The sequence below is a fragment of the Nocardia farcinica genome (assembly GCF_001182745.1).
Taxonomy (GTDB): Bacteria; Actinomycetota; Actinomycetes; order Mycobacteriales; family Mycobacteriaceae; genus Nocardia; species Nocardia farcinica.
This window is the reverse complement of the sequence record NZ_LN868938.1, coordinates 1,020,385-1,033,780: the sequence shown is the minus strand read 5'-3', so window position 1 is coordinate 1,033,780 and position 13,396 is coordinate 1,020,385. Positions and strand designations below refer to the sequence as shown.

The window sequence follows — 13,396 nt, the reverse complement described above, 5'->3', positions numbered from 1 at the left end:
AGAAAATTCTCCCGGAACAACAACCATCTGTTGTCGATCCGTGGGTTCAGCGGCGACGCGGGGCCACCAGGCCGGATTCGTACGCGCGGATCACGAGCTGGGCGCGGTCGCGGGCGTGCAACTTCGTCATGGCGCGGTTGATGTGGGTCTTGGCGGTGAGCGGGCTGATCACCATGCGCTCGGCGATCTCGTCGTTGGACAGCCCGCGCGCCGCGAGCACGACGGCCTCGCGCTCCCGCGTGGTCAGTCCGGCCGTTTCGACGTCGGCAGCGAGCGGCTCGGTGACGAAGCGATCGATCAGGCGCCGGGTGATCGAGGGGGCCAGCAGGGCGTCGCCGCGGGCGGCCACCCGCACCGCGTGCAGGAAGTCCTCCGGCCGGATGTCCTTCACCAGGAACCCGGCCGCGCCCGCGCGCAGGGCGTGGAAGACGTACTCGTCCATGCCGTAGTTGGTCAGGACCACCACGTGCACGCCCGCGAGCGCCGGGTCCGCGGCGATGCGGCGGGTGGTCTCGATGCCGTCGAGCACCGGCATGCGGATGTCGATCAGGGCGATGTCGGGCAGATGGCGGGCCGCGAGCGCGATCCCCTCGGCGCCGTCACCCGCCTCGGCGACCACCTCGATGTCGTCCTCAAGATCGAGCAGCGCTCGAAAACCGCTGCGGATCAACGGCTGGTCATCGACGAGCAGGACGCGGATCACCGGGCACCCACCACGGGCAGTTCGGCATGGACACAGAAGCCACCCCGGTCGCGCGGCGCCGCCCGGAGCCGCCCACCGAGCGCGGTGACCCGTTCCCGCATGCCGAGCAGGCCCACCCCCGGTACGGGCGCGGCGGCGGGGGTGGCGCAGCCGTCGTCCTCCACCCGCACCACCAGACAACCGGGGCGGTGCTCGATCGACACCGCGGCGGAGCGGGCCGCGGCGTGCCGGGCGATGTTGGTCAGCGCTTCCTGGACGACGCGGTAGACCGTGCGTTCGACGGCGGCGGGCACGCTGCCCACCTCGCCGCGGACGGTCAGTGTCACGTCCAGGCCGCTCCCCTGGGCCCGCTCGATCAGCTCGGGCACGTCGGCGAGACCGTGCGGGGGGCGTTCGCCGTCGTCGCGCAACGCTTCCAGGGTGGCCCGCAGTTCCCTGGCGGCTTCGCGGCCCGCGTCGCGGATGGCCAACAGCGCCGCGGGCACCTCCTCACCCCGTTTCCGCGCGACGTGGACAGCCGCCTCGGACTGGACCTTGATGACCGAGATCTGATGGGTCAGCGAATCGTGCAGTTCGCGGGCGATGTGCAGGCGCTCCTCGTCGGCACGGCGGCGCGCGAGTTCCTCGCGGGTGCGCTCGGCTTCCTCGGCGCGGCGTTCGGCCTGGCGCAACGCCTCCCCCGCTGCGCCTGCCGCGATCAGCCACGCGATCTCCAGCGCACCCCGCGCCTGCGCGAACGCCGCGCCGGTGTCGTGCAGGGTGGTGAGCGCGGCCAGCGGTAGCGCCGCCAGCAGAGCCACCGACGCGATCACCGTGACGACGCGGTGCCCGGCCCGCACGGCGGCGTAGACCGCGACCAGGAAGGCGACCGCGGGCACGTCGAAACCGGCGGCCTGGTACCCGAGCGCGCACAGGCCGGTCGCGATCAGCACGGGGATCGGGGCGGTGCGGCGGGCGCCCAGCACCAGTCCGCTCGCGGCCAGCAGCGCGTAGCCCAGCGGGTCGAGCACGCCGGCGACGGGGGCGGCGGTCGCGCCGGCGACGAGCAGTACCGCGGCCACACCGGCCGCGACCGCCCAGTCCGCGATCCAGGCACGCCTCATGCGTGCACCCTAGCCCGGCGGCGGCGCGATCGGATCCCACGCGCGGCGGATCTTCGCACTACCGCCGACGCGGTAGTGCGTGCCCGGAGTCCGCGGTATGCCCGCACCCGGCGTACGTCATCGGGCCGACCTCGAATTGTCCACGAACACCGGATGTTCCGGCTGTGCCGTGCCGACATGATCGAAGCGACACGTCACTCGTCCGTGAAGGAGCGCGCCATGGATCTCCCCCACCTGCTCACCGCAGCGCAGTCGACCCTCGTCCGATCGGCCGTCGACTCGCGGGTTCTCGCCGAGCGCGCGGCCGCCCCGCTGGCGGCGGTCACCGATCTGAGCACCGGCCGGATCGCGGCGAGCAGCGCCGCCCTCATCGGACTGGCGGGCGTGCTCGCCGGCATCCTGGCGCTGACCCGCCCGCACCGGTTCGGGGCCGGACGCACCGCGATCGCCGCGCTGGCCGCGGGACTGGCCGGTCTCGCGATCGGCGGTGTCGTCGTCGCCACGGCCCGGGGCGCGGTCGGGTCCGGTAACGGTCTCGGCGGCGCCTATGTCGCGGTCCTGGTCGGCGCCGTCGCAGCGGCCCTCGGCGCGGCGGCGCTGGTGCGGGCCCGCCGCGCGGAGTAGCCCACGCGGACGCGGAGCCGGCGCACCCTCACCCGCCGACCGGCGCGGCCGGATGGGTCTGCGGATTGGTGCCGGTGGTGAGCAGATCGCGCACCGCCGAGCGGGTGTGCGGCAGCCACAGCGCCTGGACCGGGGTGAGCGGCGGGTCCTCGACGTCGACGACCACGACGCTGCCACCGAGCGCCGGGCCGCGCGGCGCGGTGACGAAGGCGACCGCGTCGGGGTAGTCGAGCACGGCGGTGACGGGCGCGGTGCCCTGCACCCGGTCGACGACCAGGGCGGGCTCGAAACCGGCACGGCGGCAAGTGCTCAGGATGAAATCGGTGTAGAACGACGCACCGGGCGGCGCCCACACCACGATCCGCTCGCCGCGCAACTCGGTGACCGCGACCGAGGTGCGGTCGGCGAGCCGATGCCCGGCGGCGACCGCGATCCGCACCGGATGGTAGGCGATCACGGCCGCCGCCAGGGCGTTCGGCACCGCCGTTCCACGGCGCAGCGCGAGGTCGACGCGCCCGTCGAGCACCGCGGGCTCCAACTCCGACGGATAGATTTGCCGGGCGGTTACCGACTGCTCGGGCATGGCGTGCCGGACCGGCGCCAGCAAGGCGTGGACCTCCTCGGAGGTGATCGCCGGGGTGTGCGCCACCACGTAGGCGCGGCGCTGCGCCGCCGCCACATCACGCACCCGCCGGGCCAGCACCTGCCCCGCGGCCAGCAGCGCCTGCGCGCCGGACAGCAACTCCTCCCCCGCCGCGGTGAGCCGCACCTGCCGGCCCACCCGATCGAACAACGCCACCCCCAACTGGTTTTCGAGCTTGGCGATGGAACTCGACAGCGCCTGCTGACTCAGATGCAGCACCTGCGCCGCCCGGCTGAACCCGCCCGCTTCCGCCACGCACACGAACTGCTGCAACCGCCGCAGGTCGACGGGATCGTCCAGGAGCGACACCGGGGGATTGAACATGAGCGGATGCTAACCCGTGCCCTCCGCCGCTATCGACAACCACGGTTTGTAGTTTGCTCACAGTTATCTGTTTCCCTCCGGCGCAACCGGGCCGGTAACGTCGATGCCCGGCGTGGGTGGGCGTGCCGCGAACAGCCCACCCACGCCACGCCACCCCGCACTTCCGCCCTCGGACCCGAGCGATCGACGCCGCACAGGCGATGTGCCGCACGACCGCTCAGGCGACGATCATCACCGGGATTCGGGCATCGTGCAGCACCGCCCGACCGACCGAGCCCAGCGTCGCGGCCGCGAGACCGCGGCGTCCACGACTGCCCAACACCATCAGTTGCGCATCCGCGGACTCCCGTATCAGCACCGGTGCCGGGTCGCCGTCACGGACGAGCCGGGTCACCGGCACATCCGGATACTTCTCGGAGTAACCGACGAGGTTGCGGGCCAGCAGAGCGTCGGCGGACTCCGGCGGTCCGGGCCTCGCCTGCCGTTGCGGACTCTGCCGCACCAGCACCGCGACCAGGGCGGTCGCGCGCGCCGACGCCTCGGCGAACGCGACATCGAGGGCGTGGGCGGCGCTGCCGGAACCGTCCACCCCCACGAGCACCGGCAGACCCGGCGATCCGGGAACCTCGGCAGCGGGGACGACCGCCAGCGGGCAGCGCGCGCGCCCGGCCAGTGCCGTGCTGACCGACCCGAGCAGAACCCGTTCGAAGGCGACCATCCCGCGCGTGCCGACCACCAGCAGTTGCGCCTCGCGCGAGCGGCGCACCAATGCGGGCACGGGTGCCGGTCCGTCCACGAACCCGGCGATGTCCACGGGCTGCGGATAAACTGCACGCGCGGCGGCCTCGGCGGCCGCCGCCACAGCCGCAGCGCCCGCGTCGCGATGGCTCTGGTCGTGGAAGGCCACCACGCCCAGCCGTGGGCCCAGGTCGATCGCCGCGCCCATCGCATAGACCAGATGCAGTGGAGCGTCGCGGCGGACGGCTTCGGCGGCTGCCCAGCGCACCGCGGCGGTCGACTCGACGGACTCGTCGACGCCCACGACGACGGGGGCGGCGGTGTCCGCGCTCATCGGCCCGCCGCGGCCGGCTGTGGCAGCGCGTCGATGGCGTCGAGCTCCCGCAGGCGAGCCTGGGTGCGTTCACCGCGTTCCTTGAAGCCCAGCAACATCTTTCGTTCCATCACCAAGCTGGCCGGTTCCATGACGAGGGCGTAGGCGACCGTCGTGCCGGGCACGCGGCTCGCCGCCTTGATGCGATTGCGGCTGATCAGCCGGGTGCCACCGGCGACCGGACGCAGGGCGAACGACCATACCCAGGTGCCGTCCGCGGCCGCGAACACCAGCGCCCGCTCGGGCTCGACGATCCGCACGGCCATGCGCGGCCCACCGGGCCCGAGCGCGAAGGAGTCGCCGACGCTCACGTGCTGGAACTGCGGCAGGATGTGGTCGGCGCTGTGCATGTTCAGCCCGAACAGGTTCTCGATCCAGTCATAGGTGTAGGCGCCGCCACGGCCGGGTCCGAACTGGACCAGCCACGGCCAGATCGCGGCAGGCTCGGCGGCGATCGTCACCGCCCGGGTGGTCATCAGGTCGGGGGCGGCGAGCAGTTCGTCGCCCGGCATCGGCGCAGCGGCTTCGGTGGCGGTGGCGCCCCAGCGGACGCAGCGTTCGCGTAGCCCGAACCAGTATCCCGCGGCCAGTGCCGCGGTCACCGCCAGCGGTGTCGTCAGCGACATGGCAGAACTCCTCGGAGTAGACGTGCACCGCGGCGAGGGGATGCTCGTCGAGCGTGGGTAGCCGCGGTTGTCTTCCAGTGTGGTCGAGCCCGCTCGTCCGGGGGCAGGGCACTCGTGCTCGCGGCGTCGGGACCAAGGACTCTCCGCGGCGTCATCCGGCCCGATCATGCTGAGTTCTGTCACGATCGTCTCGACGGCGGCCCACGCCGGAGCGATCGGCCGCCGAACCGATGAGGAGCTGTCCCATGGCCATCGAATCCGAACCCCGCTATCCGGTGTCGCTGCGCGGCGGCCGAGTGCGGATACGGTCACGGACACTGCGCGCATGAACCTCGACGGAATCCTCCCGGGCCTGCGCCAGTTCCACGGATACCAGCGGGCGTGGTTGCGGGCGGACGTCCTGGCCGGGATCACCGTCGCTGCCTATCTGGTGCCCCAGGTGATGGCCTACGCCACGGTGGCAGGACTGCCGCCGGTGGCGGGACTGTGGGCGGCGCTCGGCCCGCTGGCGGTGTATGTGCTGTTCGGGACGTCACGGCAGCTGTCGGTCGGGCCGGAGTCCACCACCGCGCTGATGACGGCCGTGGCGCTGGCGCCCCTGGCCGCCGGTGACCCACGGCGGTATGCGGCTCTCGCCGCGGTGCTCGCGGTCCTGGTCGGGCTGTTCTGTCTGGTCGCCGCCGCGGCCAGGCTCGGCGTGCTCGCGGACCTGCTGTCCAAGCCGGTGCTCGTCGGCTACCTCGCGGGCACCGCGGGGATCATGATCGTCGGTCAGCTGGGCGGCGCGACCGGCGTACCGGTCGACGGCGAGACGATTCCCGCCCAGGTACGCTCGTTCACCGAGCATCTGCACGACTGGCACTGGCCGACGGCCCTGCTGGCCTGCGCCGTTCTCACCGGTCTGCTCGTGCTGGCTCGGCTGCGCCCCCAGCTGCCGGGGCCCTTGCTCGCGGTGCTCGCCGCCACCGCCGTGGTGGCGGTCTGCTCGCTGCGGCGGTACGGCATCGACACCGTGGGTGCGGTTCCCGCGGGCATTCCCACGCCCGGTTTCGCCGGCGTGGGACCGGCCGACCTGACCGCTCTGGTCCTGCCCGCCGTGGGGATCGCGGTGGTCGGATTCTCCGACAACGCCCTCACCGCCCGCGCGTTCGCCGCCCGCCACGGCCACCACGTAGCCGCCAATGCCGAACTCGCCGCGCTCGGCGCGACCAATCTGGCCTCGGGTGCGCTGCACGGGTTCCCGGTCAGCTGCAGCGGCAGCCGCACCACCATCGCCGATGCCATGCACGCCAGGACCCAGCTGTATTCACTGGTTACCTTGGCCGCGGTGGCGGCGGTACTGATCGGCGCGCGGGAGGTGCTCGCGGCGTTCCCCACGGCCGCGCTGGCGGCCCTGGTCATCTATGCCGCGCTGCGCCTGATCGACGTGGCCGAACTACGCCGGATCGGCCGATTCCGGCGCAGTGAACTCGTGCTGGCGCTGGCCACTCTCGTCGCGGTGCTCGCCCTCGGCGTGCTCTACGGCGTGCTCATCGCGATCGCCCTGTCGATCCTGGACCTGTTGCGCCGGGTCGCGCGCGCCCACGACGCCATCCTCGGCGTGGTCCCAGGACTGGCGGGCATGCACGACATCGACGATTACCCGCGCGCCGAACCCGTCCCCGGGCTGCTGATCTATCGCTATGACGCGCCGTTGTGCTTCGCCAATGCCGAGGACTTCCGTCGACGCGCGCTGGCCGCGCGCGACCAGCAGGCCGCCCGCGACGGCGTGCCCGTGCGCTGGTTCGTGCTCAACGCCGAGGCGAATGTCGAGGTCGATCTCACCGCACTGGACGCCGTCGAACAATTGCGTGCCGACCTGGCGGCCGAGGGCGTGCGTTTCGGGATGGCGCGCGTGAAACAGGACCTGCGGGTGGCCCTCGACGCCGCCGGGTTGACCACCCGCATCGGTGCGCAGTACCTGTATCCGACGTTGCCCACCGCGATCGCGGCATACCATGCGGCGCAGCGGGATTCGCCCTGAGCCGGCACCGTCAGGAGTGCTGGGCCGCCGCCCGCGCGGTCACCGTCGCGCCGAGGTGCGCACCCCAGGCGGCCGCGCGGTCGAGTTCGCCCGCCGCCAGCGGCCCCGGCGTACCGTCGACGTAGAAATCCTTCGGCTCGTCGATCAGCTGGAACCCCAACGCCCGAAGTCGCTTGCCGATCCCGCGCGCCGCAGATCCGGGCAGCCACGGCGGCTTGCCCACCTTGGTCCCGAACGCGGCGGCCGCGGTGTCCGGCGGGACCGGGGAGGTGTCGGCCAGCCATTCCCGGATGCCGATCTCGGTCTCGACCGGCCGATCGGTCTGACCGGCGGCGTCCAGGCGGGTGCGGGCGCGGCTGAGCCCGAAGGCGTGCGTGGGCCCGCCGACCACCAGCAGGTCGACCGGCGAATCGGGCAGGTCGGCGACGGCGGCCACGTTCAGCAGTTCGACATGGACATGTCCGGCCAGACCGCGGGCGATCGCCTCGGCCACCGCGGCGGTGTTACCGAACATCGATTCGTGGACGATTCGTGCGCGCATCGGATTCTCCCTCGTTGTCGTTGTCTCCACGGTCCGCCGCGCGGGCCGGTCCCGGCAGGGCCACAGGGCCCGGTCCGGCGAGTCGCATGTCCCGACATCGGCCCACGGGTCGGAGCGACCGGACCATGCGCGCGGTGGCTTTCGGGCCTGCCATATCCGGCGGCCGCGGAGGATCATCGAAACCATGAGCTCCCACCCCCGCACCGTCGCCGCCGGGGCCGCCGTCCCTCCCCATCCGGCCGTCGCGACCACCGGCTCCCGACAGTGGCTGTGGCGCCGATGGTTCGGCCTGGTCACCCTCGGCGAGTTGTTGGGTTTCGGGGTCCCCGCGGTGGTGGGAGCGCTGGTGGCCGATCGCGCCGGCGCCGTGGCAGCGGTCGCATTGCTCTCGGCGGGCGCGGTCGAGGGTGCGGTGCTTGGCTGGTTCCAGGCCAGGGCGTTGCGCCCGGTGCTCCCCGCGTTACGCGGCCGGAACTGGATCGCGGCCACCGTCGTCGGGGCACTCGTCGCCTGGTCGGTGGGCGCACTCCTGGTACTGACCGACGGATTGCGGGGCTGGGCGCCGACACTCACCGCGACGACGATGGTGCTCGGCGGCGTGGTGATCCTGCTGTCCATCGGCACCGCACAGTGGTTCGTGCTGCGCGATCTGGTGGACCGGGCGGCCCGCTGGATCGCGGCGACGGCAGCGGCGTGGCTGGCGGGCCTTGCGGCCTTCACCGCCTTCACCACGCCGCTGTGGCAACCCGGGCAGCCGGTCGCGCTGATCGCGCTGATCGGCGGGGGTGGCGGGCTGGTGATGGCGGCGGCGATGGCGGCGGTATCGGGCGCATTCCTGGTCCGGTTAACGGCCCGATCGGACGGCAGCGCCGCTACGCGGTCGCCCGTGTCCGGCTCCACGACATCCACCGCGTGCGCGCGGAATTCGGCGGAACGGTCAACGACATCGCGCTGGTCGCGGTGACCGCGGCGTTGCGGGCGATGCTGCTCGCGCGGGGCGAACGACCACGGCCGGACACGATCCGGGTACTCACCCCCGTCTCCACCCGATCGGCGAACGCACGGGGGCGATTGGAGCGCCTGTTCGGCAGTGACGTGCACGACCTCGCACCGTTCGCTCCCATCGCGATGCGCTTGCGGCTGGGCATCGCCATGCTCAGCTACCGGGGCACGCTGTGCTTCGGCATCACCGGAGACTACGACGGCACTCCCGACACCGATTCCATCGCGCGCACGATCCCGGCCGCCGTCACCACCCTGCTCGACCGCGCTGGACGGTGACCCGCACCCGTGCGGCGGGCCAGGCCGCGCTTCGGCGCTGCACACACCACTCGGCACCTTCCCCATTGACGATATGACACTTTGTGTCCTATCGTTCTCTCTGTGTCTCACAGAAGGAAGGAGTTTCCATGGCCGAGACGATGAACGACTCCAAGACCGTGCTCATGGAACGGGCGAAACAGGACATGGCGACGCAGTTCGGCGCGTCGGAATGGACGACCCGGCAGAAGCTGGCGCTGACCTGCCGCGCGCTCTACGACGCGGGGCACGATTCCGGCCTCGCCGGGCAGATCACCGCGCGTGCCGAGCAGCCGGGCACCTACTACACCCAGCGGCTCGGTCTCGGATTCGACGAGATCACCGACGCGAATTTGCTGCTGGTCGACGAGGATCTCCAGGTACTGGAGGGCAGCGGGATGGCCAACCCGGCCAACCGTTTCCACAGCTGGATCTACCGTGCCCGGCCCGATGTCCGGTGCATCGTGCACACCCACCCGTTCCACGTGGCGGCGTTGTCCATGCTCGAGGTCCCCCTCGTGGTCTCGCAGATGGACATCGCCCCGCTCTACGACGACTGCGCGTTCCTACCCGACTGGCCCGGCGTTCCGGTCGGCAACGAGGAGGGCGAGATCATCACCGCCGCGCTCGGCGACAAGAAGGCCGTGCTGCTCGCCCACCACGGCCACGTGGTCGCCGGGGCCAGTATCGAGGAGGCGTGCTCACTGGCCGTGCTGATCGAACGGGCGGCCGCGCTGCAACTGGCCGCGATGGCCGCCGGGACGATCGCGCCGCTGCCCGACCGGCTCGCCCGCGAAGCCCACGACTGGACTCTCACGCCCCGGCGCAGCCAAGCCAACTTCGCCTACTACGCGCGCCGCGCGCTGGTCCGGCACCCCGACGCGATCAGCGGCTGACCCCGAACAGGAGCACCCATGTCCACCATCCACGGCATCATCGCCTACCCGGTGACCCCGTTCGCTCCCGGCGACACCACCACCGTCGACACCGCCGCGCTGACCGCGCTCGTCGAGCGACTGGTCGCCGCGGGCGTCCACGCGATCGCACCGCTGGGCAGCACCGGCGAAGCGGCCTATCTCACCGAGCGGGAGTACGACCTGGTCGTCGACACGACCGTGGCCGCCGTCGGGGGGCGCGTCCCCGTCGTCGTCGGCGCCTCCGACCTCACCACCGCCACCACGATCCGCCGCGCACAGTACGCCGAACGCGCGGGGGCCGATGCGGTGATGGTAGTGCCGGTGTCCTATTGGAAACTGTCCGACCGCGAAGTCGTGCAGCACTACCGCAGCGTCGCCGACGCGATCGGCCTGCCGCTGATGGCCTACAACAATCCCGCCACCAGCGGCATCGACATGAGCCCGGAACTGCTGGTGTCGATGTTCCGCGACATCGACAACCTCACCATGGTCAAGGAATCGACCGGCGATCTCGGCCGCATGCTCGCGATCCGCGAGCTGAGCGAGGGCGAACTGCCCTACTACAACGGCAGCAACCCACTCGTGCTGGACGCCTTGGTCAACGGTGCCACCGGGTGGTGCACCGCGGCCGCCTGTCTGGCGCCACGCAGCTGCCTCGACCTGTATGCGGCGGTGCGCGAAGGCGACCACGAGGCCGCGGCCGCGCACTACCGCGATCTCGGACCTCTGCTGCGATTCATCGTGGCGGGTGGCCTGCCCACCACCGTCAAGGCCGGCCTCGACCTGTTGGGCGAGGCCACCGGCGACCCCCGACCGCCGCTGCTTCCGCTCGTGGAGGCGGACCGGAACCGGTTGCGCGACATGCTCGCCGGCCTCGGCGCGACCGGCATCGCGCACTGAGGTCGAGCGCGGCGCCGTGGCGTTCCCCTCGCGCCACGGCGCCGCGCGTGCGGTGTCGTATAGTGCTACCAAGTGTCCGGACGCCGCAGACAGGAGGGACGGTGTCTTCGCTGGTACGGGCGGTGCGCAGGCAGCGCGGACTGACCCTGGAGGAGGTCGCGGCGCAGACCGGGCTCACCAAGAGCTACCTGTCCAAGATCGAGCGGGAGCAGAGCAACCCCTCGATCGCGGTCGCGCTGAAGATCGCAAAGGCACTCGGGGTCGATGTGGGGCAGCTGTTCGCCACCGACGGCGCATCCCGCTCCCTGGTGATCGACCGCGCCGCCGACGACACCGGCGGCCCCGGCTACCGTACGCTCGCCACGGCCATGCTCGGCAAGTCCATGACGCCGTTCGTGCTGCGCCCGCACGACGACACCGAGGACTACGTGCACGCCGAACACCCCGGCCAGGAGTTCGTCTACGTCCTGACCGGGGAGGCCGAGCTGCACCACGGCGAGCAGGTGACGGTTCTCGCCGCCGGTGACAGCGCTTACTTCGACGCCGCGGTGCCACACCGGATCCGGCGCCGCGGCGCGGCCGAAACCAGCGTCCTCGTCGTGGCGCATCACGAGCCGGGCGGCCGCGGGCAGTGAGGATCGCCGCGGCCGGTACCGCGCCCTCGGCCGGGGCCCGTCCCGGCCCGCGGAGCGCGGCAGCGCCTCAGCCCGGCCGGACCTCGGCGACGGCGCGCGCCGGTGCGGTGGCCGGGCCCACCGCGGCCGCCACGGCGTTCCCCACCGCCTCGCCCGCCGTGCGGCCGCGGCCCGCCGACCATCGCACGCCCGCGCCGTCGCGATATTCGACCAACGCCAGCGGCTCGCCCGTCACGGTGGTGTGGTGCACGGCGAGTACCTCGAGCTCGACGCCGTGCCGCCGCAGTGCCGCGCCCAGCTCCGCCGCGCTCGCCCCGGAGGCGACCACCCCGTCGATGCCGAGCCGATTGCCCGGATGGTCCTCCGGCGCATCCGCTTCCCCCTCGCGCAGGTACACCGCGCTGAACAGCGACCACAGTTCCGCCGCCGTCACCTCCCGCCCGGTGTCGTCGGTGTGCTGCTGGACGTGGCGGGCGAAATCGATCTGCAACCGCCGCGGCAGCACCGTGCCGTATTCCGACTCCAGCAGGTAGGCGATCCCGCCCTTGCCGGACTGGGAGTTGACCCGGATCACCGCGTCGTAGCTGCGCCCGATGTCGGCCGGGTCGATCGGCAGATACGGTACCCGCCAGTCGATCTCGCGTTCGGGAACACCGCGGGCGGCCGCTCGCGCCCGATGCTCGGCCAGTCCCTTCTTGATGGCGTCCTGGTGGGTGCCGCTGAACGCGGTGTGCACCAGGTCGCCGACATAGGGGTGCCTGGCGTGGATTTCGATGCGGTTGCAGTATTCGACGGTGCGGCGGATCTCGTCGATGTCAGAGAAGTCGATCATCGGGTCGACGCCCTGGGCGTGCAGGTTCAGCGCCAGGGTGGCGATGTCGACGTTGCCGGTGCGCTCGCCGTTGCCGAACACGCAGCCCTCCACCCGTTGTGCGCCGGCGAGCACCGCGAGTTCCGCGCACGCGATGCCGGTGCCGCGGTCGTTGTGCGGGTGCACCGAGAGGATGACGCTGTCGCGGCGGGCGAGGTTGCGGTGCATGTATTCGATCTGGTCGGCGTAGACGTTGGGGGTGGCGACCTCGACGGTGGCGGGCAGGTTCAGGATCACCGGACGCTGCGGGGTGGCCTGCCACAGCTCGGTCATCGCGTCGCAGATCTCCAGCACGAAATCCGGTTCGGTGAGATTGAAGACCTCCGGCGAGAACTCGAAACGCACAGTGGGCAGGTCGCCCGCGCAGCGCAGCACCTCGCGGCCGCCGTCGAGGATCAGCGCGCGCAGTGCGGCGCGGTCGTGGCCGAGCACGACCTCGCGCCAGGTGGGTGCGGTCGCGGTGTACATGTGCACCACCACCGGATTGGTGATGCCGCGGATGGACTCGACCGTGCGCTCGATCAGGTCGCGCCGGGCCGGGGTGAAGACGACGACGGTGACGTCGTCCGGGGCGAGGTCGGTGTCGGCGAGGAGGCGGACGAAGTCGAAGTCGGTCTGCGAGGCCGACGGGTAGCCGACCTCGATTTCCTTGTAGCCCATCGCGACGAGCAGTTCGAAGAATCGCCGCTTGCGGGCGGGGTCCATCGGCTCGGCGAGTGCCTGGTTGCCGTCGCGCAGATCGACCGGCACCCACAGCGGCGCCTCGGTCAACCGGCGGGTGGGCCACTGCCGGTCGGTCAGCGGTACCTCGACACGGGAGTGGACATCGCGGTAGCGGTGCGATGGCATCTGCGAGCGTCGCTGGCGATTCCAGGCGGGCGCGGTCGCGGGGATCTCCCCGGCGGGCGTGGAGAGGGTGGGAAACGCGGTGGCGGACATGCTTCTCCTGCTTCCTGACGGTCGGCGGTTCGACCGGCGCACACCCCACAGCCACGGCGGGGGGCCGGTCGATCAGACCCCGCCGTGGCGGTGAAGCAGGAGAAGCGCGTAGTTCGTCATCACGGCGAACTGTAGCA

The 13,396-nt window shown here is 71.9% G+C and carries 13 protein-coding genes and 1 pseudogene; 7 read left to right on the top strand and 7 right to left on the bottom strand.

Features of this window, described 5'->3' with window-relative positions; all coding sequences use genetic code 11:
* Window positions 1-46: 46 nt before the first annotated feature.
* Both AMO33_RS05060 and AMO33_RS05055 read right to left on the bottom strand, forming a co-directional pair.
* Window positions 47-703 carry a response regulator gene (locus AMO33_RS05060; protein WP_011209567.1) on the bottom strand — a complete coding sequence of 219 codons (657 nt, stop codon included), beginning with the start codon at window positions 701-703 and terminating at the stop codon, window positions 47-49.
* A complete protein-coding gene (locus tag AMO33_RS05055; protein ID WP_060590864.1) occupies window positions 700-1,806 on the bottom strand; it encodes a sensor histidine kinase in 1,107 nt (368 codons plus the stop codon). The genes AMO33_RS05060 and AMO33_RS05055 overlap by 4 nt, the downstream gene beginning before the upstream one ends.
* 219 nt (window positions 1,807-2,025) lie before the next feature.
* Between AMO33_RS05055 and AMO33_RS05050 the strand changes: the two genes are divergently transcribed.
* Complete coding sequence (locus tag AMO33_RS05050) at window positions 2,026-2,430, top strand: DUF6223 family protein (protein ID WP_060593292.1); 405 nt, start codon at window positions 2,026-2,028, stop codon at window positions 2,428-2,430.
* A gap of 28 nt (window positions 2,431-2,458) precedes the next feature.
* Here AMO33_RS05050 and AMO33_RS05045 read toward each other — a convergent pair whose 3' ends face one another.
* The 3 genes from AMO33_RS05045 to AMO33_RS05035 all read right to left on the bottom strand — a co-directional run bounded on the left by AMO33_RS05045 (window position 2,459) and on the right by AMO33_RS05035 (window position 5,134).
* Window positions 2,459-3,397 (bottom strand): LysR family transcriptional regulator, encoded by a 939-nt coding sequence (locus AMO33_RS05045; protein ID WP_060590863.1) that lies wholly within the window; start codon window positions 3,395-3,397, stop codon window positions 2,459-2,461.
* Window positions 3,398-3,614: 217 nt separating this feature from the next.
* Window positions 3,615-4,469, bottom strand: a complete 855-nt coding sequence (locus AMO33_RS05040; RefSeq protein ID WP_060590861.1) for a universal stress protein — start codon at window positions 4,467-4,469, stop codon at window positions 3,615-3,617.
* Window positions 4,466-5,134 carry a hypothetical protein gene (locus AMO33_RS05035; RefSeq protein ID WP_060590859.1) on the bottom strand — a complete coding sequence of 223 codons (669 nt, stop codon included), beginning with the start codon at window positions 5,132-5,134 and terminating at the stop codon, window positions 4,466-4,468. The genes AMO33_RS05040 and AMO33_RS05035 overlap by 4 nt, the downstream gene beginning before the upstream one ends.
* Before the next feature lie 325 nt (window positions 5,135-5,459).
* On the opposite strand from AMO33_RS05035, the gene AMO33_RS05030 reads away from it, so the two are divergent.
* Window positions 5,460-7,157: a SulP family inorganic anion transporter gene (locus tag AMO33_RS05030; protein ID WP_060590857.1), complete on the top strand. Its 1,698-nt coding sequence runs from the start codon at window positions 5,460-5,462 to the stop codon at window positions 7,155-7,157.
* A 10-nt stretch (window positions 7,158-7,167) separates the two neighbouring features.
* Here AMO33_RS05030 and AMO33_RS05025 read toward each other — a convergent pair whose 3' ends face one another.
* Complete coding sequence (locus AMO33_RS05025; RefSeq protein WP_060590856.1) at window positions 7,168-7,698, bottom strand: flavodoxin family protein; 531 nt, start codon at window positions 7,696-7,698, stop codon at window positions 7,168-7,170.
* Here AMO33_RS05025 and AMO33_RS32500 point away from each other — a divergent pair.
* The 5 genes and pseudogenes from AMO33_RS32500 to AMO33_RS05000 all read left to right on the top strand — a co-directional run.
* Window positions 7,609-8,586: pseudogene (locus AMO33_RS32500) on the top strand (hypothetical protein); the annotation flags it as partial. The gene AMO33_RS05025 and the pseudogene AMO33_RS32500 sit on opposite strands and share 90 nt — an antisense overlap.
* Window positions 8,587-8,610: 24 nt before the next feature.
* Window positions 8,611-8,979 carry a WS/DGAT domain-containing protein gene (locus tag AMO33_RS32495; protein WP_060590851.1) on the top strand — a complete coding sequence of 123 codons (369 nt, stop codon included), beginning with the start codon at window positions 8,611-8,613 and terminating at the stop codon, window positions 8,977-8,979.
* A 128-nt stretch (window positions 8,980-9,107) separates the two neighbouring features.
* On the top strand, window positions 9,108-9,893 hold the full coding sequence (locus AMO33_RS05010; protein WP_060590850.1) for an aldolase: 786 nt from the start codon (window positions 9,108-9,110) through the stop codon (window positions 9,891-9,893).
* An 18-nt stretch (window positions 9,894-9,911) separates the two neighbouring features.
* Window positions 9,912-10,814, top strand: a complete 903-nt coding sequence (locus AMO33_RS05005) for a dihydrodipicolinate synthase family protein (protein ID WP_060590848.1) — start codon at window positions 9,912-9,914, stop codon at window positions 10,812-10,814.
* A gap of 101 nt (window positions 10,815-10,915) precedes the next feature.
* Complete coding sequence (locus AMO33_RS05000; protein ID WP_060590847.1) at window positions 10,916-11,449, top strand: helix-turn-helix domain-containing protein; 534 nt, start codon at window positions 10,916-10,918, stop codon at window positions 11,447-11,449.
* Window positions 11,450-11,516: 67 nt separating this feature from the next.
* On the opposite strand, the gene AMO33_RS04995 is transcribed toward AMO33_RS05000, so the two are convergent.
* Window positions 11,517-13,259, bottom strand: a complete 1,743-nt coding sequence (locus AMO33_RS04995; RefSeq protein ID WP_060590845.1) for a 2-isopropylmalate synthase — start codon at window positions 13,257-13,259, stop codon at window positions 11,517-11,519.
* Window positions 13,260-13,396 lie beyond the last annotated feature (137 nt).